This window comes from Microbacterium sp. 22215, from assembly GCF_052045655.1.
Lineage (GTDB): Bacteria > Actinomycetota > Actinomycetes > Actinomycetales > Microbacteriaceae > Microbacterium > Microbacterium phyllosphaerae.
Genome location: NZ_JBQEPC010000005.1, coordinates 293,941 through 312,347, shown reverse-complemented (window position 1 = coordinate 312,347; position 18,407 = coordinate 293,941). Strand labels below are relative to the sequence as shown.

Below are 18,407 nucleotides of genomic sequence, written 5' to 3'. Positions count from 1 at the left end.
GCTGTGACCCGGTTCTGGCTCGGAGGCTACGGCTCCGCGATGGACGGCTCCGCCGACGGCATCGGCCTGCTGGCGGGGGATGCCGACATGCAGACCGCCCTCGAGTACCGCGGCGCGGTCACGCAGACCCCGTCGCCGTCGTGGCTGGCGCAGCATCCGACCCTCGACGTCGTCTACGCGGCGCTCGAGGGGGATGCCGCGGTGCAGGCATTCTCTCGAAGCGGTGAATCCACGCTGCGGCCGCTCGGAGAGCCGGTCGAGGCCGGCGATTCGGTCTGCCACGTGTCGGTCGCGCGGGACGGATCGTCCCTGATCGCGAGTTGCTACGGCGACGGACGGGTGGTGCGCATCGGCATCGATCCGCAGGGACGCCTGGTGCCGGATGCCGTGAACAAGGCCGCCGAGCTGCGTGCGGCGCTCCTCGGCGAACCGATCGAGACGTCGGCGCCGGCGGGGGTCGCCGCGGCGGCATCGGATCCGTACGCCGGCGAACTCACGGCCGGCGGAGAAGAGCGCATCTCGCACGCGCACGCCTCGGCGTTCCTGCCCGACGGGCGCATCGCCACGACCGACCTGGGCTTCGATCTGGTGCGGATCTGGCGCCAGGGCCCGGCAGGCCTCGTCCTCGATCACGAGGTCGTGCTGCCGCTCGGCACCGGCCCGCGCCACATGGTCGTGCACCCCAGCGGCCACCTGCACGTCGTCACGGAGTACTCGTGCGAGGTGTTCACGCTCGCCGCCGGCCGAGACGGCACGTGGGCCGTGGCCTCGTCGGTGCTCGCGAGCCCGATCGCCGAGATCGGCGTGGACTTCCCCGCCGAGCTCGCCCGCACGCGCGACGCGCAGTTCCTCTACACGGCGCTCCGCGGGGGCAACACGATCGCGGCGCTGCGCGTGCGCGGCGGAGGCGAGAGCCTCGAGCCGATCGCGCTCGCCGACTCGGGCGTCGACTGGCCGCGGCATCACCTCGTGCACGAGGGCAAGCTCCTCGTCGCCGGGCAGCGCTCCGACACCGTCGCACTGATCGACCTCGATGAGCGCACCGGGGCGCCGCTCGGCATCCGTCACACCGCCCAGGCTCCGACGCCGACGCACTTCCTGCCGGTTCGCTGACGCGCACCCGCTGATCCCGCTTGACCTCAACCTTTGTTGAGGTTCTACGGTCGTGCTTATGACCATCGACACGGGTGGGGCGCAGACCGCGAAGGTCGCCGCCCCCGGCATCATGAGCGGCGCCTACCTCTGGATCACCATCGGCGCCTGCGCCCTGGTGTTCCTCGGGGCGTTCGAATCCCTCGCCGTCACGACGGTGATGCCGGCGGTGAGCGCCGACCTCGACGGCGATCGTCTGTATGCGCTCGCCTTCGCGGGGCCGCTCGCCACCGGGGTGATCGGCATGGTCGTGGCGGGCAACTGGGCCGATCGCCGCGGACCCGTCGCCCCGCTCTACGCGTCGGTGGCGCTGTTCGTCGCCGGACTCCTCGTCGCGGGCCTCGCACCGACCATGGAGGTGCTCGTCGCCGGGCGCTTCGCCCAGGGCCTCGGCAACGGCGGGCTGATGGTGGCGCTGTACGTGGTCGTCGCCCGCGTCTATCCGCGCGAGCTGCATCCCGCGATCTTCGCCGGATTCGCCGCCGCGTGGGTCGTTCCGTCGCTCGTCGGGCCGACCGTCGCCGGGGCGGTCACAGAGCTGTGGAGCTGGCACTGGGTGTTCCTCGGCGTCGTCTTCCTCGTGGTCCCCGCCCTGCTGATGGTCGTCCCCGCGCTCCGCGGGCTCTCGGGCGACGGCGATGCCACGATCCCCTGGGCGTTCGGTCGGCTGGGATGGTCGGTGCTCGCCGCGGTCGCGGTGCTCGGTCTGAATCTCGTCGGCGACGTCCCCGGCGTCGGCCCCGTGCTCGCGGCGGCAGCAGTCGTCGTGGCGCTCGTCGCGGTCCGGGCGCTGCTGCCCACGGGAACCCTGCGTGCCCGACGCGGTCTGCCCTCGGTGCTGCTCGTGCGCGGACTCGCCGCCGCGGGGTTCTTCGGCGCCCAGGTGTACATCCCGTATCTGCTGACCGATCGATACGAGGTGTCGCCGACCATCGCGGGGCTCTCCCTCACCGGCGGTGCCCTCGCGTGGTCGGCCGCCGCCACCGTGCAGGGGCGCATGGGCGTGCGCCTCTCGAGCGTCACGGCCGTGCGGATCGGCACGCTCCTCGTCGTCGCGGGAGTCGTGCTCGCGCTCGCCGCAGCGGTGCTCACCGCGCCGGTCGTCGTCATCATCGTCGCGTGGATCGTCTCAGGGGCGGGCATGGGGCTGATGAGTCCGCGGACCAGCGCTCTGACCCTCGAGATGTCGGCGCCCGAGAACCAGGGCTTCAACAGTGCGGCCATGACGGTGGCCGACTCCTTCGGAAGCGCCCTTGCGCTCGCGATCACGGGCGTGCTGTTCACCGGGCTCCCGGCGGTGGCCGATCCGTTCGTGGCGGTCTTCGCCCTGGCCGGCGTCATCGCGCTCGCCGCGGCGGTGCTCGCGCCCCGCGTCGCTCCGCGGGGTGCGTGACCGCTGACGTTCGCTATTCAGCATGGAATCGGGCGGCTGAGGCGAAACCGGTCGTTTCCGGGTGGGTTCGGGGCGCTCGTGCTGAGTTGTGGACCGGGCGGGGGGCGAGAGTGGCCGACGCCGACGACGCGCCCGGAGCGCTCTTGCACAAGCTCCGGCGGAACACCACCCCGTGACTCGGCGTTGCTTCTGAGCAAGACTGGGCGACGGAGAGGTGCACCCCATGACTGCTGAGAAGACCGACGAATACGACCTGATCGTGCTGGGCGGAGGTCCGGTGGGCGAGAACGTCGCCGACCGCGCCGTGCAGGACGGACTGACCGCGATCATCGTGGAGAGCGAGCTGGTCGGCGGCGAGTGCTCGTACTGGGCGTGCATGCCGTCGAAGGCGCTGCTGCGCTCTGGGCAGGCGCTGCGCGCGGCCCAGCACGTGGCGGGAGCCAAGGAGGCGATCACCGGAAAGCTCGATGTGCGGGCCGTGTTCGACCGCCGCGACTCGTTCACGAGCAACTGGTCGGATGACGGACAGGTCAAGTGGCTCGACTCGGCCGGCATCGACCTGGCCCGAGGTCACGGTCGCCTGACGGGCGAGCGCGAGGTGACGGTGACGGATGCCGACGGCGGCACCCGCGTTCTGCGCGCCCGCCATGCCGTCGCGATCAGCACGGGATCGGATGCGGTGATCCCGCCGATCGAAGGCCTTCGCGAGTCATCCCCGTGGACGAGCCGTGAGGCGACCAGCGCCGAAGAGCTTCCCGAGTCGCTGGCCGTGATCGGCGGCGGAGTCGTCGCGGTCGAGATGGCGACGGCGTACGCGGCTCTCGGCTCGACGGTGACGATCATCGCCCGGAGCGGTCTGCTCGGCACGATGGAGCCGTTCGCGGGTGAGCGGGTGGCCGCGGGGCTGAAGGAGCTCGGCGTCGACGTGCGCACCGACACGGGTACCACCAGCGTCACGCGCGGTGACGACGGGGTGTCGATCGTGCTCGATGACGGATCGACGGTCACCGCGGCGGAGGTGCTCGTCGCGACGGGCCGTTCGCCGCGCAGCGGAGACATCGGGCTCGACGTCGTGGGCCTCGAGCCGGGGCGCTGGATCACGGTCGACGACACGCTGCGCGTCCCCGGATCCGACTGGCTCTACGCGGTCGGCGATGTCAACGGCCGCGTGCTCCTCACGCATCAGGGCAAGTACCAGGCGCGGGCGGCCGGCGATGTCATCGCGGCTCGGGCGCAGGGCGCGGATGTCGACGACGAGCCGTGGGGAAAGCACGTGGCGACGGCCGACAGGACCGCGGCCCCCCAGGTGACGTTCTCGTTCCCCGAGGTGGCATCGGTCGGGCAGACCGAGGCCGAGGCCCGTGAGGCGGGCACAGATGTCGCCGTGGTGGATTACGACCTCGGCGGGGTCGCGGGCGCCAGCCTCTACGAGGACGGCTTCGAGGGCCAGGCGCGCATCGTGATCGACAAGGAGCGCGACGTCATCATCGGCGCCACGTTCGTCGGCCCCGAGGTCGCCGAGCTCGTGCAGACCGCGACCGTGGCGATCGTGGGCGAGGTGCCCATCGCGCGCCTCTGGCACGCCGTTCCGGCCTACCCGACGATCAGCGAGGTCTGGCTGCGGCTGCTGGAGGGCTACGGGCGGGAATCGGCATGACCTCCCGCGCCATCCGTCCCGGCATCCGCTCCGAACAGACCGTGAGAGGCCGGGTGCGGTCGGCGTGCCCGGAGCAGGATTGTTTCTCACATTGACGCCCCCCAGCGCAAGCCTGGGGCGGATGTCGCACACCTCTTATACGCTCGAACCCACATCCGAGGAGGCAGGACCATGAAGGCTGTACTCGCAGGAACCGTCATCGCCGAGGCTGACGAGAGCGATCTCGCGCGCATCGAAGGCAACTGGTACTTCCCGCCGGCATCCATCACGGAGGGCGCGCTCGTCGAGAGCCCGACTCCGTACACGTGCCCGTGGAAGGGTGCTGCCCAGTACTACTCGGTGCAGGCCGGCGGCGAGCTGCACACCGACTACGCCTGGTCGTATCCGACCCCGTACCCGAGCGCCTTCGACCGTGTCGGCAAGGACTTCTCGGGCTTCGTCGCGTTCGACCCCCGTGTCGAAGTGTCCGCATGACCTCTGTATGCCGCAGCCGGGGCGCTGATGCCCGTCTCGTCGATCGATCGACCGGAGAGTAATCGTGATCGAATTCCGCAACGTCACCAAGCAGTTCCCCGACGGCACGACAGCCGTCAAGGACTTCAGCCTGGTGCTGCCCTCCCGCCAGACGACCGTCTTCGTCGGATCGTCCGGCTGTGGCAAGACCACTCTGCTGCGGATGATCAACCGCATGGTCGAGCCCACCTCGGGTGACGTCGAGATCGACGGCGAGAGCGTGCTCGGCGGCGATCCGGTCGCGCTGCGCCGCAGCATCGGCTACGTGATGCAGAACTCGGGCCTCATGCCCCACTTCACCGTGATCGACAACGTCGCGACGGTGCTGCGCCTGACGGGCGTGAAGAAGGGTCCGGCTCACGAGCGGGCGCGCGAGCTGCTGACCACCGTCGGTCTCGACCAGTCGCTGGCCGAGCGGTACCCGAGCCAGCTCTCGGGCGGCCAGCAGCAGCGCGTCGGGGTGGCCCGCGGCCTCGCGGCCGATCCGAACATCCTGCTCATGGACGAGCCGTTCGGTGCCGTCGACCCGATCGTGCGCGCCGACCTGCAGCAGGAGACGCTGCGGCTGCAGCGCGAACTCGACAAGACGGTGGTCTTCGTCACGCACGACATCGACGAGGCGTTCCTGCTCGGCGACCAGGTCGTGATCCTCGACAAGGGTGCTCGCATCGTTCAGGTGGGCAGCCCGAGCGAGATCATCGAGAACCCGGCAGACGACTTCGTCGCATCCTTCATCGGAGCCGACCGCGGACGCCGCGCACTGCACCTCAAAGAGACGCCGCACGGCACCGTGGTGGTCGACTCCGAGGGTCGCACCCAGGGCGCGATCGTGAGCGACGCCGAGAAGTCCGACGGTCCGCTGGCAGGACCGGATGCCGCCGCCCTCGGCGCGATCCAGGGCGAGCGCGCGTGAACTGGGTCACCGACAACCTCGGGTTGATCTTCGAGCTGACTCTGGTGCATCTGCGTCAGAGCATCATCCCGATCGTGCTCGGATTCGTGCTGTCGCTCCCGCTCGGCTGGGTCGCCTGGCGGTTCCGCCTCGTACGCGGACCCATCATCGTGCTCACCGGGCTGCTGTACACGATCCCCTCGCTCGCGCTGTTGATCCTGTTGCCCGCCGCACTCGGATATTCGGCGATCAGTGAATCCAACCTCGTGATCGCGCTGACCATCTACGCGATCGCGATCCTCGTGCGTGCGGTCTCCGACGGCCTCGACTCGGTCGATGACGGCGTCCGTCAGGCGGCGACGGCGACCGGGTTCGCCGCGTTCCGCCGCTTCTGGGCGGTCGAGTTCCCGCTCGCCGGGCCCGTGATCCTGGCGGGTCTGCGGGTCACGGCCGTGAGCACGATCTCGCTGGCCACGGTCGGCATCCTGATCGGCGTCACCAATCTCGGCTACCTCTTCACGAACGGCCTCGAGCGACGCATCATCGCCGAGGTCTTCGCGGGCGTCGTCGCCGTCGTCGTGATCGCTCTCGTGATCGACCTGATCCTGCTGCTTCTCGGCCGCGCGCTGATGCCGTGGACGCGTGCTGCGTCGAAGCCCGCCGCCGCCCGTGCTCTCGCCGTGGGGGCTCCCGCATGAACCTCTTCGCCGAAGCCATCGCCTGGATGCTCGCCCCCGAGCAGTGGCAGGGTCGCTATGCGCTGCCGGTGCTGCTCGGCCAGCACCTCGCCCTCACCGCGATCTCGGTGCTGATCGCGGCGGTCATCGCGCTGCCGATCGGCTGGCTCATCGGGCATACGGGTCGTGGCCGCGAGATCGCGGTCGCCGTCTCCGGAGCCGCCCGCGCGATCCCCGCCTTCGGTCTGATGGTGCTGCTCGTGCTGCTGCTCGGCGTGCTGCGCATCCCCGAGGCGGCCATCGTCACGTTCGTGCTCCTCGCCATCCCCTCGCTGCTCGCCGGCGCCTATACGGGCCTCGAGGCGATCGACCGTCGCGTGATCGACTCGGCCAAGGCGATGGGGATGACCGGCTGGCAGATCTTCTGGAAGGTCGAGGTGCCGCTGGGCCTGCCGCTTCTGGTCGGCGGCATCCGCTCGGCGCTCCTGCAGGTCATCGCGACGGTCACGATCGCCGCCTACGTCAACCTCGGCGGCCTCGGTTGGCCGATCATCCAGGGCATCCCCCTGCGCCGGTTCGATCAGGTGCTCGCCGGCGCGATCATCGTCGCCGTGCTCGCGCTGCTCGTCGACCTGCTCCTCGCGGCCGCGCAGCGCGCCGCCGTCCCTGCGGGCCTCCGCATCGGTCGCCCCACCCGCCGTCGGTCGCGAGGCTCCGCACAGCCGACCGCCGCAGCGGCCACCGCCTGAATCGTCCATCTCCGTGATGTCCCCCACAGCAGTTCCAGAGAAGAGGAAGTCCATGTTCACAGCACGAGGCAAGCGTTCTGTCTTCGCCGTCGGCCTGGTCGCCGCGGCAGCACTCGCCCTGTCGGCCTGCTCGTCGAGCAACCCGCTCGACGAGCCGTCCGACTCGACCGAAGGCTCGGGCAGCGGCGACACGATCGTCGTCGGCTCGCAGGCGTACTACTCCAACGAGATCATCGCCGAGATCTACGCCCAGGCGCTCGAGGCGGCAGGCTTCGACGTCGAGAAGAAGCTCAACATCGGTCAGCGCGACGCGTACATGCCCGACGTCGAGTCCGGCGACATCAACGTCTTCCCCGAGTACACGGGCAGCCTGCTCGAGTACATCTCGGACGACGAGGTCGACGTCACCAGCCCTGACGACGTCTACGCGGCTCTGCAGGATGCTCTGCCGGAGAGCCTGACGGCCCTCGACTTCGCCGAGGCGACCGACCAGGACTCCTACACGGTGCTGAAGAGCTTCGCCGAGGAGAACGACCTGAAGACGATCGGCGACCTGTCGAAGGTGACCTCTCAGGTCACGATCGGCGCGGCTCCCGAGTTCGAGCAGCGTCCGTACAGCCCGGCGAAGGCCAAGGAGGTCTACGGCGTCGACCTGGCGTTCTCGGCCACCGGCCCGACCACGCTCGAGTCGCTGCTCGCCGGCCAGATCCAGGTCGCGGACATCTACACGGCCGACCCGGCCTTCGAGACCGAAGACATCGTGGCGCTCGAAGACCCCGAGAACCTCATCATCTCGTCGAACGTGGTGCCGATCGTCTCGAGCGACATCGCCGACGACGTGTCGGACGTGCTCAACGCCATCAGCGCCAAGCTGACCGGTGAGGAGCTCGTCGCGCTCAACGTTCTCAGCACCGTCGACCAGCAGTCGTCGGCCGACATCGCCAAGAAGTGGCTCGAGGACAACGACCTCGTCTGAGTCGAGTCGTCTCGCGCGAAGCGCCCGGTCCCTCAGGGGGCCGGGCGCTTCTGCGTGCGCGGGGTGGTGTGAGCCGGCTCGGGGCGGGCTAGACCCGGGCATCCTGTCGCGGGATCAGCACCTGCTTGATGATGATGAGGATGGATGCCGCGACCGGCACCGCCACCAGGGCACCGAGCAGGCCGAGCAGCGTACCCCCGGCGAGGGCGCCGATCACGACGAGCGCCCCGGGAACGGCGACGGCCTTGTTCATCACGCGGGGAGTGATGACGTACGCCTCGATCTGCATGTAGACCACGTAGATGAGGGCGAACACGAGCGCCGCCACGGGATCGCTGAAGAGCGCGAGCCCACTGCCGATGATCCAGAAGATCACCGATCCGACGAGCGGGATCAGGGTGATGCAGAACGCGACGGTCGCCATCAGCGGAGGGAACGGCAGGCCGAGGAAGAGATAGAGCAGGAAGGTGAGGACGGCGTTGCAGAACGCGAGCACGACCATCCCCATGACGTAGGCGCCGACGGAGTCGGTGATCTGGTCGGTGATGTCGCTTGCGCGAGCGCGGTCACGGGCAGGAGCGAGACGCAGCATTCCCGTCTTGATCGAGGGCAGGGTCGCGACGAAGTAGAGCGTGAGCACGAGCACCACGATGATGCCCGAGATCGCATTCGCGATCGACGCGCCGACCTGCAGGGCCCCTCCGCCGATCGCGGCGATGTTGCCGGGGTCGGTGAGGAACTTCTGCACGTCGGTGACCAGGGATTCGAACTGGTCGCCGAACTGGTCTTCGAGGGTCGCGTAGATATCGCTGCGCATGAACTCCTGGATCATGCCGGGCACCGACCGGATGAAGCTCGCGATCTGCTCGATCACGACAGGCAGCACCATCCACACCACGAGGCCCGCCACGACGATGAGTCCGAGGATCGCGACGACCACGGAGATGGCCCGAGACAGCCCGCGCCGTTCGAGGAACCGCACGGTCGGATCGAGTCCCAGTGCGGCGAAGAGCGCGAGGGCGATGTAGATGAGAACGGTCGAGAGGTTCGCGACGGCCAGGCCGAGCACGAGCGCCGCGAGGCCCCCGAGGGTCACGAGGAAGCCGAACACGAACGGGCGGTCGATGCGCGTCCAGAACGAGCGGCTCGGCGTCATCGGCTCGACGACGACAGTGCGGGGAGCCTGTGACCCTGTCTGGTCGATGAGCGCGGTCGTGACGACGGCCGGGGACTCGGGCGCACCGCCGGTGACTGAGTCGCCGACGGCTGAGTCGCCGGCGGTCTCGGCCGGTGCCGACACCCGTGACTCCGAGGTCGGGGACGGGTCGGATGCGGCAGCGGACGCGCTCGACGACGGTTCCTGCTCTTCTCGGCTCATGTGCTCACGATAGCGCTCGACAGCGGCGCGACCGGGGAGCATCCGCGCTGTCGCATGGGGTCGTTCAGCCCCGTGTTTCCGTAGAGTAGGGGGCATGACCGCCGCCGAAGATCCCCGGGCTGAACTCCTCCGACTGCGCTCGAGCATCGACAACATCGATGCCGCACTCATCTTCATGCTCGCGGAGCGCTTCCGCGCCACGCAGCAAGTCGGGCAGCTGAAAGCCGAGCATGAGATGCCGGCATCCGATCCCGGTCGCGAAGAGCAGCAGGTCGCGCGCCTCAAGGCACTCGCCGAGGATGCGCATCTCGACCCCGAGTTCGCCGAGAAGTGGTTCAACTTCGTGGTGGCCGAGGTGATCCGCCATCACACGGAAGCCGCTGAGGGGCGATGATCCGGCCTTCCGGGCGAGTGACAGTGTGTGCAGCACTCACCCGCCCGGGGACCGAACTAAGTTTATTGAATAAACTATGACTGAGGGTACGCAGAACCCCCTGGTCTGTCAATCAATTCCGACAACGGGACCGGCTCCATGCTGAACGGCGACGATGCACTCGACACGCAGGCGTCGGTTCGTCGTGCCAACCTGCGGCGGGCGCTGCAGCTCGTGTTCCGTGAACCCGGCACGCAGACGCGCGCGGGTATCGCTCGCGCGACCGGGCTCACGGCGGCCACCGCCTCGTCTCTCGTCGCCGAGCTCATCGATCTCCAGCTGATCGCCGAGGGCGCCCAGGCCGCCAGCACCGGGGGCAAACGGGCGACGACACTCAGCATCGACGCCGCTCATCACCTCATCCTGGTGCTCGTGGTCCGGCCGACTGACGCGCGCATCGCGCTGGTCGGTCTCGACGGCGCCGAGGTCGAGACGCGCAGGGTCGCGTACTCGGAGGAAACGCGGGATCGGATGCTCGACGACGCGCTCGCCGACATCGCCACCGCTCATCGCGACCGTCTGCTCGTCGCGGGTGTGCAGCTCCCCGGCACGACCGACGGCCGACGCGTCTTCGAGAGCGTGCAGCTCGGCTGGACCGACGTCGCTCTCGCTGATCGGTTCGAGGCGCTGCTCGGCGTTCCGGTGCTGCTCGTCAACGACGTGGATGCCGAGGCGATCGCCGAGTCCGCCCGGGAGCTGGAGTCGTCGGGGTACCGCCTCTTCATCCACATCGGCACCGGGATCGGAGCGGCGGTCACGCTCGACGGCGAACTCGCCCCCGGGCCCCGTGACCGCGCCGGCGAGATCGGCCACGTGCAGGTGCAGTTCGGCGACGCCGCACGCCCCTGCCGCTGCGGACGGCAGGGATGCCTGGAGTCGGTGGCATCGATGACGGCCATGTTCGGCGACGACTTCGACGACGCGCTCGACGACCAGGCGATCGAGGCCCTCGCCGCGACAGCCGACGACGAGCGGCTGGCCGACGGCGCGCGCGCACTGGCGCGCACGATCAAGCTCATCGCGGCGGTGCTCGACGCCGCCGAGGTCGTGATCGGCGGCCCGGCGCGCGCGCTCGGCGATCGGTTCCTCCGTCTCGTCCAGGCCGAGATCGACTACACCGCCACCGGAACGGCGAACGTGCCCGTGCGGTATGCCGATGCGGACGCCTCGATCTCCACCGGGGTCGCTCAGGTGGCGCTGTCCAGCGCGCTGGGCGTGCGCTGGAGCCCGGCGCAGCTGCGCGCGGCATCCGCCTCTCGCGACTGACTCTCCGCGCTTCATCCGCTTCTCGCGACTGACGCTGCGCGCTTCCGTGCTCGGACCGGAACGAGCCTGAACGCTGCAGTCCGCCCGGAGACGGCGATGCGGAGCGCCACCGGGGTGGCGCTCCGCATCCGTTCCGATGGGTCTACTTGACGCTGCCGGCGGTGAGCCCGCCGACGAGGCGCTTCTCGATGAGCATGAACAGGATGACGACGGGCAGGATCGCGACGATCGAGACTCCGAACACGTACTGCCAGCTGGTCTCGTACTGACCCACGAACTTCGTCAGCGCGACCGAGAGCGGCTGGTTCTTGTCGGTGGAGAGGATGACGAGCGATGCGGCGAACTCGTTCCAGCAGGCCACGAACGTGAAGACGATCGCGGTCACGATGCCCGGCCACACCAGCGGCAGGTTGATCTTGAACAGCACCGTGAAGCGGCCGGCGCCGTCGATCTGGGCGGCCTCGTCGATCTCCTTGGGGATGCCGGCGAAGAACGAGTGCATGATCCACACCGCGAACGAGAGGTTGAACGCCGCGTTGATGAAGATCATCGCCGCCCACGTGTCACCGAGTCCCAGGGTCGTGAACTGGCGGAACAGGCCCGAGGTGAGCACGGCCGGCTGCAGCATCTGCGTCACGATCACGAGGAACAGGAACACCATGCGACCGGGGAAGGTGAACCGGGCCGTGTAGTACGCCGCGGGGAGCGAGACCACGAGCACCAGCAGCGTCGCGAAGACGGCGATGATGATCGTCGAGATCAGGTTGTACGGCAGCGGCGTCTCGGGGGTCGACCACATCGTGATGTAGTTCTCCCAGTGCCACTCGGTCGGGAGGTACGTCGGATCGACCGAGCGGATCTGCGGCTTGGTCTTCACGGAGCCGAAGAACATGATCAGGTACGGCAGCACGAAGATCGCGAGCACGAGGATGCCGGCGGCCATGCGCAGGATGACGCGGGGCAGCGTCACCTGGTCTTCGGTGTAGCGGCGCTTGCGCCCGGGGATGCGGGGAGCGGCGTCGTCTCCGGCGGTCGTGACGAGGGCGGTCTCGGTCAGGGTCATGATCAGACCTCCTTCATGGGCTTGACGGCCTTGACGTAGATCGCGACGATCACGATCACGATGAGGAAGGCCACGACTGAGAGCGCACTCGCGACGTCGACCTTCTTCTGCAGCTCGATGTACTTGAAGATCATCGTCATGATCGTGTCGGCGCCGTAGCCGGGGATCGACCCCGTCATCACCTTGAGGATCGGCAGCGAGTTGAACACGTTGATGATGTTGATGAGCACGGCGACTGCGAGAGCGCTGCGCAACTGCGGCAGCACGATGGTCCAGTACGTGCGGGTCGCTCCGGCGCCGTCCATCTTCGCGGCCTCGAGGGTGTCTGACGGAACCGTCTGCAGTCCCGCCAGGATCGTGTACGTCGTGAACGGCAGCGAGACGAAGACGGCGATCACGATCGACCACGCGAAGGCGGTCGCCGGGTTCTTCGTCCACCCGTAGCCGACCGCGTCATCGGAGAGCCCGATGTCGTACAGGAACTTGTTGAACACTCCGAAGTACGGCTCGAGGCTGTAATAGAAGACCATGGTCGTCATCACCACGGATGCCGCCCACGGCACGATGACGGCCATGCGCACGATCTGGCGGCCGGGGAAGGCCTTGTTGAGGATCTGCGCGAGGCCCAGCGAGATCATCACGGTGAAGCCGACCACGACGACGACCCAGACGACCGTACGGAAGATGATCGGCCAGAACTCGGCGAACGTGAACACCGTCACGAAGTTGTCGAAGCCGACCGAGCCCTTGTCGAGGCCCGACAGCGAGATGTCGCGGGTGGAGTTGAAGAACATCACACCGGCGGGGAACAGCACCACGCCGATGATGAGGAGCAGGGCGGGAGCGATCCAGGGCAGCGCCTGGAGCAGGTCCTTTCCGCCGGGCTTGCCGCGGGCGGCGCCCGATCGACGGCCCGGGGTGCGGNGCCCCCGCGAGGTTCGAGGATTCTTTCGTCTGGCTCATGGAATATCCGAACCTCTCCGTCGGCGGGGCTCAGCCCGCGTCGACCTGTGCCTGGATCTCGGTCAGGACATCCTGCGCGGACTTCGTCTGCAGCTGGCCGAACAGCGACTTGAAGGCGCCGTCGGTGGCCGACCACTTCTCGTTCGTCGACGGGTAGAACTGCGCGTCGGGCAGCACGTCGAGGAACGGCTTGAGGGCCTCCTCGCCGGAGAGCTGCTCGGCACCCGACTTGGTGACGGGCAGGAAGCCCTCGGCCTGCACCCACGGCACGTACACGTCGGCCGAGTAGTAGTAGTCGAAGAACTTGGTGATCGCCTCCTGCTTGTCACCGTCGTTCTGGAACGCCATCAGCTGGTCCATGACGCCGAGCGTGAACGGCGAGCCGTCCTTCGTCGGGATCGGCACGATGGAGTAGTCCAGCTCGGGGTTGCCCTCTTCGATCTGGCCCACCGTCGGCGGCAGACCCACCTGCATGCCGATCTTGCCCTGGATGAAGATGTCCATCAGGGGTGAGCGCTGGGTCGAACCCGGGTCGGCCTGCGTCGCGCCGGCGTCGATCATCTTCTTGATCTGCTCGGCACCGACGAGGTTCTCGGGGGTGTCGATCGTGATCTCGGAGGCATCGCCGAACGAGCCGCCGCCGCCCCACAGCCACACGGCGGCCTCGGCCTGCGCCTCTTCGGAGCCGAGGGGCATGCCGTATCCGGCCACGCCGCCGCCGAGTGCCGACACCTTGGTCGCGGCATCCAGCAGCTCGTCCCAGGTCTTCGGCGCCTCGACGCCGGCCTGGTCGAGCAGGGTGTTGTTGACGAACAGTGCACGGGCCGATGCGATCAGGGGCAGCGCGTAGGCGGTGCCGTCGACCTCGGCGTTCGCGAGGAACGCGTCCTGGAAGTCGGAGTACGTGTCTTCCGAGACGACGTCCTCGACCGGGTAGAGCAGCTCGTCGCCGACGAACCCGGCGAACGGGCCGCCGTTGTAGATGTCGGGAGCCTCGCCCGCCTGGATCTTGGTCGAGACGACCTTCTCGAGGTTGTCCCACGACTGCACCTCGAGGTCGACCTTGATGTCGGGGTTCTCCTTCTCGAACCCGTCGATCACGTCTTCCCACAGGCCCTTGGTGGCGTCGGAGTAGCTGGGGACGAGGAGGTTGAGAGTGGTCTCGCCCTCGGCGTCTCCGCCGCTTCCGGTGGAGCCGCCGAACCCGCACGAAGCGAGCGTGAGCGTGGCGGTTGCCGCCAGGGCAACGGCGCCGAATCGCAGTGACTTCTTCATGTGTATTGCATTCCTCACTGTGTAGGTGGTGCACAGTCGCAAGTACAACTCACGCGACGGTGCGTGTGATCGCCTTCCCTTGGTGGCTGGGCGATCGGTCAAGCCGGGTCGGCTCGGAGAACCCTCCATGGACCGGGTCGCCGGAGGGGCGGTGGAACTTGTTCGATTATTTGTCAGGAGAATAAACAAATCAAGAGGAACCTTGCGAGATTTCCTTGTGTCGAAATACTATGATCGAATCAGCACCTAAACAATCACAAACTTGCAACATCTGGTCCGGAGGGCCCGACATGACCGAACTTCTGCCCGGCGCACACATGCGCGAAGAGCTCACCTCGCAGCCCGAGACGTGGGCTCGCGCCGCCGATCTCCGCGACGCACAGGCGCTGCTGCCCGCATCCGGAGCCCGCATCGCCGTCGTCGGCTGCGGCACCTCGTGGTTCATGGCGCAGTCGTACGCGTTCCTCCGCGAGACCTCCGGCCAGGGTGAGACCGACGCGTTCGCCGCCTCCGAGTCGTTCGTCGACCGCGGCTACGACGCCGTGGTCGCGCTCACGCGCTCGGGCACCACGACCGAGGTCCTCGAACTGGTCGACCGCATCAAGGGTCGCGTGCCCACGATCGGCGTGATCGGAGACGAGACCTCGCCGCTCGTCTCTCTCGTCGACGAGGCCGTGCTGCTGCCCTTCGCCGATGAGAAGTCCGTCGTGCAGACCCGCTTCGCGACCACCGCGCTCGCGCTGTTCCGGGCGTCGCTCGGTGAAGACCTCACCGGTGCGATCGAGGATGCCGTCGCCGTGCTCGCCGCCGACTATGACGACGAGCTCCGCGACGCCGAGCAGTACTCGTTCCTCGGCCGTGGCTGGACCGTCGGCCTCGCGCACGAGGCCGCACTGAAGATGCGCGAATCGTCGCAGTCGTGGACCGAGTCGTACCCGTCGATGGAATACCGCCACGGTCCGATCGCGATCGCCGCGCCGGGTCGCGTGACTTGGCAGTTCGGTGAGGCGCCCGAGGGTCTGGCCGCGCAGGTCGAGGCCACGGGGGCGCGTTTCGTGCAGCATCCGATCGACCCCCTGGCCGACCTCGTGCGCCTGCACCGCGTCGCACTCGACCGGGCCGTCGCGCGCGGCCTCGACCCCGACCAGCCTCGCAACCTCACCCGATCCGTCATCCTGGATGCATGACCCGACCCACCTGCGGAGCAGTCGATGACCAGGCCTGAGGATGCGCAGCGCATCGCCGATGTCGTGAGCGACGCGTCGGGCGAGAGGCTCGCCGGCGCGCGGACGCTGGGCGCAGGCGCGCCCGTGCTCGCGTTCGACGTGGGCGGCACCGACATCAAATCGGCGCTGTTCGATGCCGACGGCACGGCACTGGGCCTGCGACGCACCCCGACTCCCGTCGCCGACGGCGACCGCACCGAGGTGCTCATCGAGCGCCTCGGTGTGCTCGCCGCCGAGCTGCGAGCCGACCACCCTGACGTCGTGCCCCGGGCGGTCGGCCTCGTAGTTCCGGGCATCGTCGACGCGGATGCCGGGCTCGGCGTCTTCGCCAGCAACCTCGGCTGGCACGATTCCCCGCTGCGCGATCTCGCGTCGGCGAAGCTGGGCCTTCCGGTGGCGTTCGACCACGACGTCCGTGCGGCGAGCTGGGCGGAGCATCGCCTGGGCGGCGCCCGCGCCTACTCGAACTCGGTGGTGCTCGTCATCGGAACCGGCATCGCGGGCGCCCTGCTCGTGGGGGGAGAGCCCTACACAGCCGGCGGCTACGCCGGCGAGATCGGTCACTCGCCGATCGCCGACGGGCCCGTGTGCGCCTGCGGCGCCCGCGGATGCCTCGAGGTCGTCGCCTCGGCGGGGGCGATCGCGCGTCGCTACCGCGAGGCGACGGGGATCACGCCCGACGGCGCGAAAGACGTGATCGCACGTGCCGCGGACGGCGATCCTGTCGCCTTCGAGATCTGGGACTCGGCGCTCGACGCGCTGACCCTCTCGCTCGCCCAGCTCACCGCAGTTGTCGCCCCGGAAGCCGTCGTGATCGGCGGGGGCCTCTCGCGCGCGGGTGGTGCGCTCTTCGACGAGCTGCGTGCGCGCCTCGCCGAGCGGCTGAGCTTCCACCGCATCCCCGAACTCGTGCCCGCCGAGCTGTCGGGCAACGCCGGCATACTCGGAGCGGCCCTGCGCGCGAGGGAGCTCGCATGATCCTCACCGTGACCCCCAATCCGGCGCTCGACCTCACCTGGCACGTCGCTCGGCTCATCCTCGGCGAGACGCATCGAGCGGATGCCGGTGCGGCCCGTGCGGGCGGCAAGGGACTCAACGTCGCGCGCGTCGCGCACGCCCAGGGCGCCTCGGTGCTCGCCGTCTCGACAGCCGGCGGTCGCGCCGGTGTCGAGCTCGCCGCCGAACTCGGAGCGAGCGGTGTGCCACACCGGCTCGTGCCGGTGGTCGGTGCCACGAGGCAGAGCATCGCGATCGTCGACCGAGAGCTCGGCGACACGACGATCGTGAACGAGCGCGGTGTGAATCCGACCGATCCCGAGTGGGCGACGCTGTTCGGCGAGGTCGTCGACGCTCTTCCCGGCGCGCAGGTGCTGGTGATCTCCGGCAGCCTGCCGCCGGGTGCGCCCGAGACGCTGCTGCCTCTGCTGATCGGCACGGCGCGGGACGCAGGTGTTCCCGTGATCGTCGACACCTCGGGCCCCGCCCTGCTGCTCGCGGCGGATGCGGGCGCATCCGTCCTCAAACCGAACGCCGCCGAACTCGTCGAGGCGACCGGCCTCGCCGACCCCATCGAGGGTGCTCGGTCGCTCCTCGAGCGCGGGGTCGAGCTGGTGCTGCTGTCGCTCGGCGCCGAGGGCATGCTCGCGGTCACGGCATCCGATGTGCTGCACGCTCGCCTCGATGCCGCGCTCGCCGGCAACCCGACCGGTGCCGGCGACGCCGGAGTGGCTGCCTGCGCGGTGCTCTACGCCGACGGCATCCGAGACCCCGAGACGATCCTCCGCCGAGCGACCGCCTGGTCGGCCGCCGCCGTGCTCATGCCGCTCGCCGGCGAGATCTCCGATGAGTGGGTCGCGCTCGAACAGAGCCTCGTCGTCGGCCCCTTCATCCCCACCGTTCGAGAGGAACGTCTGTGACCCTGGTCTCCGCCCGCGAGCTGGTGACGGATGCCGCGACGCGCGGCACCGGCATCGGCGCGTTCAACGTGATCCACCTCGAGACCGCCGAGGGGCTGGTGCGCGCCTCCGCCGACTCGGGGCTGCCGGTGATCCTGCAGATCTCGCAGAACTGCGCCGACTATCACGGCGGACTCGAGCCGATCGCGCTGGCGACCCTCGCGATCGCCCGTCGGGCCGCGACACCCGTCGCCGTGCACCTCGACCACGCCGAGCGGCCCGAGCTCGTCGACGAGGCCATCGCCCTCGGATTCGGCTCGGTGATGTTCGACGGCGGAACGCTGCCCTACGAAGAGAACGTCGCGATCACCGCTGCCGTCGCCGAGCGCGCGCACGCCGCGGGTGTCTACATCGAGGGCGAGCTCGGCGAGGTCGGCGGCAAGGACGGCGCGCACGCGCCGGGAGTGCGCACCGACCCCGACGAGGCGCGCGCGTTCGTCGCCGCGACGGGAGTCGACGCGCTCGCCGTGGCGGTGGGGTCGTCGCACGCGATGACCGATCGCACGGCATCCCTCGACCTCGACCTCATCGTGCGACTGCACGGCGCGCTCGACGTGCCGCTCGTGCTGCACGGCTCGTCGGGCGTCGCGGACGCCGTGATCGCCGACGCGGTGCGGGCGGGCATGACCAAGATCAACGTTTCGACCCACCTGAACGGCTTCTTCACCCGGGCGATCCGCACGACACTCGACGCCGACCAGAAGCTCGTCGACTCTCGCAAGTACCTGACGCCTGCCCGTGACGCGCTCGCCGGCGAGGCCGCACGGATGCTGCGCCTGTTCGCGCTCGAGACCGCCGAGGTGGCGGGGTGAGCTGCGCGAACCGGGCAGGATGGTGAC

At 69.0% G+C, this 18,407-nt stretch carries 18 protein-coding genes; 14 read left to right on the top strand and 4 right to left on the bottom strand.

Annotated elements, in window-relative coordinates; translation table 11 throughout:
* Positions 1-3: 3 nt before the first annotated feature.
* The 8 genes from ACTJKH_RS11165 (at position 4) to ACTJKH_RS11130 (ending at position 8,009) form a co-directional block, all read left to right on the top strand.
* The gene (locus ACTJKH_RS11165) at positions 4-1,113 is read left to right on the top strand and encodes a lactonase family protein (protein ID WP_440736964.1); all 1,110 of its coding nucleotides are present in this window, start codon (positions 4-6) and stop codon (positions 1,111-1,113) included.
* Positions 1,114-1,171: 58 nt separating this feature from the next.
* On the top strand, positions 1,172-2,545 hold the full coding sequence (locus tag ACTJKH_RS11160; protein WP_440736963.1) for an MFS transporter: 1,374 nt from the start codon (positions 1,172-1,174) through the stop codon (positions 2,543-2,545).
* A gap of 223 nt (positions 2,546-2,768) precedes the next feature.
* Entirely contained in the window at positions 2,769-4,202 is a 1,434-nt protein-coding gene (locus ACTJKH_RS11155) for a dihydrolipoyl dehydrogenase family protein (protein WP_440736962.1), read from the top strand.
* Positions 4,203-4,373: 171 nt separating this feature from the next.
* Complete coding sequence (locus tag ACTJKH_RS11150; protein WP_194764477.1) at positions 4,374-4,676, top strand: DUF427 domain-containing protein; 303 nt, start codon at positions 4,374-4,376, stop codon at positions 4,674-4,676.
* A gap of 64 nt (positions 4,677-4,740) precedes the next feature.
* On the top strand, positions 4,741-5,628 hold the full coding sequence (locus ACTJKH_RS11145; RefSeq protein ID WP_440736961.1) for an ABC transporter ATP-binding protein: 888 nt from the start codon (positions 4,741-4,743) through the stop codon (positions 5,626-5,628).
* Positions 5,625-6,305 (top strand): ABC transporter permease, encoded by a 681-nt coding sequence (locus ACTJKH_RS11140; RefSeq protein ID WP_210096562.1) that lies wholly within the window; start codon positions 5,625-5,627, stop codon positions 6,303-6,305. Before ACTJKH_RS11145 ends, ACTJKH_RS11140 begins: the two co-directional genes overlap by 4 nt.
* Positions 6,302-7,033, top strand: a complete 732-nt coding sequence (locus ACTJKH_RS11135) for an ABC transporter permease (protein WP_259161056.1) — start codon at positions 6,302-6,304, stop codon at positions 7,031-7,033. The genes ACTJKH_RS11140 and ACTJKH_RS11135 overlap by 4 nt, the downstream gene beginning before the upstream one ends.
* A 52-nt stretch (positions 7,034-7,085) precedes the next feature.
* Entirely contained in the window at positions 7,086-8,009 is a 924-nt protein-coding gene (locus ACTJKH_RS11130; protein ID WP_440736960.1) for an ABC transporter substrate-binding protein, read from the top strand.
* A gap of 88 nt (positions 8,010-8,097) precedes the next feature.
* Here ACTJKH_RS11130 and ACTJKH_RS11125 read toward each other — a convergent pair whose 3' ends face one another.
* Entirely contained in the window at positions 8,098-9,387 is a 1,290-nt protein-coding gene (locus tag ACTJKH_RS11125) for an AI-2E family transporter (RefSeq protein WP_440736959.1), read from the bottom strand.
* A 94-nt stretch (positions 9,388-9,481) separates the two neighbouring features.
* Between ACTJKH_RS11125 and ACTJKH_RS11120 the strand changes: the two genes are divergently transcribed.
* Complete coding sequence (locus ACTJKH_RS11120) at positions 9,482-9,781, top strand: chorismate mutase (RefSeq protein ID WP_042541193.1); 300 nt, start codon at positions 9,482-9,484, stop codon at positions 9,779-9,781.
* Between the two features lie 138 nt (positions 9,782-9,919).
* A complete protein-coding gene (locus tag ACTJKH_RS11115) occupies positions 9,920-11,086 on the top strand; it encodes an ROK family protein (protein ID WP_440736958.1) in 1,167 nt (388 codons plus the stop codon).
* A gap of 142 nt (positions 11,087-11,228) precedes the next feature.
* On the opposite strand, the gene ACTJKH_RS11110 is transcribed toward ACTJKH_RS11115, so the two are convergent.
* The 3 genes from ACTJKH_RS11110 to ACTJKH_RS11100 form a co-directional block, all read right to left on the bottom strand.
* Positions 11,229-12,149 (bottom strand): carbohydrate ABC transporter permease, encoded by a 921-nt coding sequence (locus ACTJKH_RS11110; protein WP_440736957.1) that lies wholly within the window; start codon positions 12,147-12,149, stop codon positions 11,229-11,231.
* 2 nt (positions 12,150-12,151) lie between these two features.
* Positions 12,152-12,964 carry a carbohydrate ABC transporter permease gene (locus ACTJKH_RS11105; RefSeq protein WP_440736956.1) on the bottom strand — a complete coding sequence of 271 codons (813 nt, stop codon included), beginning with the start codon at positions 12,962-12,964 and terminating at the stop codon, positions 12,152-12,154.
* A gap of 178 nt (positions 12,965-13,142) precedes the next feature.
* Positions 13,143-14,387 (bottom strand): extracellular solute-binding protein, encoded by a 1,245-nt coding sequence (locus ACTJKH_RS11100; protein ID WP_259161041.1) that lies wholly within the window; start codon positions 14,385-14,387, stop codon positions 13,143-13,145.
* 290 nt (positions 14,388-14,677) lie between these two features.
* On the opposite strand from ACTJKH_RS11100, the gene ACTJKH_RS11095 reads away from it, so the two are divergent.
* The 4 genes from ACTJKH_RS11095 to ACTJKH_RS11080 are packed head-to-tail and all read left to right on the top strand — an operon-like array spanning position 14,678 to position 18,380.
* A complete protein-coding gene (locus tag ACTJKH_RS11095) occupies positions 14,678-15,574 on the top strand; it encodes an SIS domain-containing protein (RefSeq protein WP_440736955.1) in 897 nt (298 codons plus the stop codon).
* Between the two features lie 24 nt (positions 15,575-15,598).
* Positions 15,599-16,591, top strand: a complete 993-nt coding sequence (locus ACTJKH_RS11090; RefSeq protein ID WP_440736954.1) for an ROK family protein — start codon at positions 15,599-15,601, stop codon at positions 16,589-16,591.
* A complete protein-coding gene (locus ACTJKH_RS11085) occupies positions 16,588-17,529 on the top strand; it encodes a 1-phosphofructokinase family hexose kinase (RefSeq protein WP_440736953.1) in 942 nt (313 codons plus the stop codon). The genes ACTJKH_RS11090 and ACTJKH_RS11085 overlap by 4 nt, the downstream gene beginning before the upstream one ends.
* The gene (locus ACTJKH_RS11080) at positions 17,526-18,380 is read left to right on the top strand and encodes a class II fructose-bisphosphate aldolase (protein WP_440736952.1); all 855 of its coding nucleotides are present in this window, start codon (positions 17,526-17,528) and stop codon (positions 18,378-18,380) included. The genes ACTJKH_RS11085 and ACTJKH_RS11080 overlap by 4 nt, the downstream gene beginning before the upstream one ends.
* The last annotated feature ends 27 nt before the right edge of the window (positions 18,381-18,407 follow it).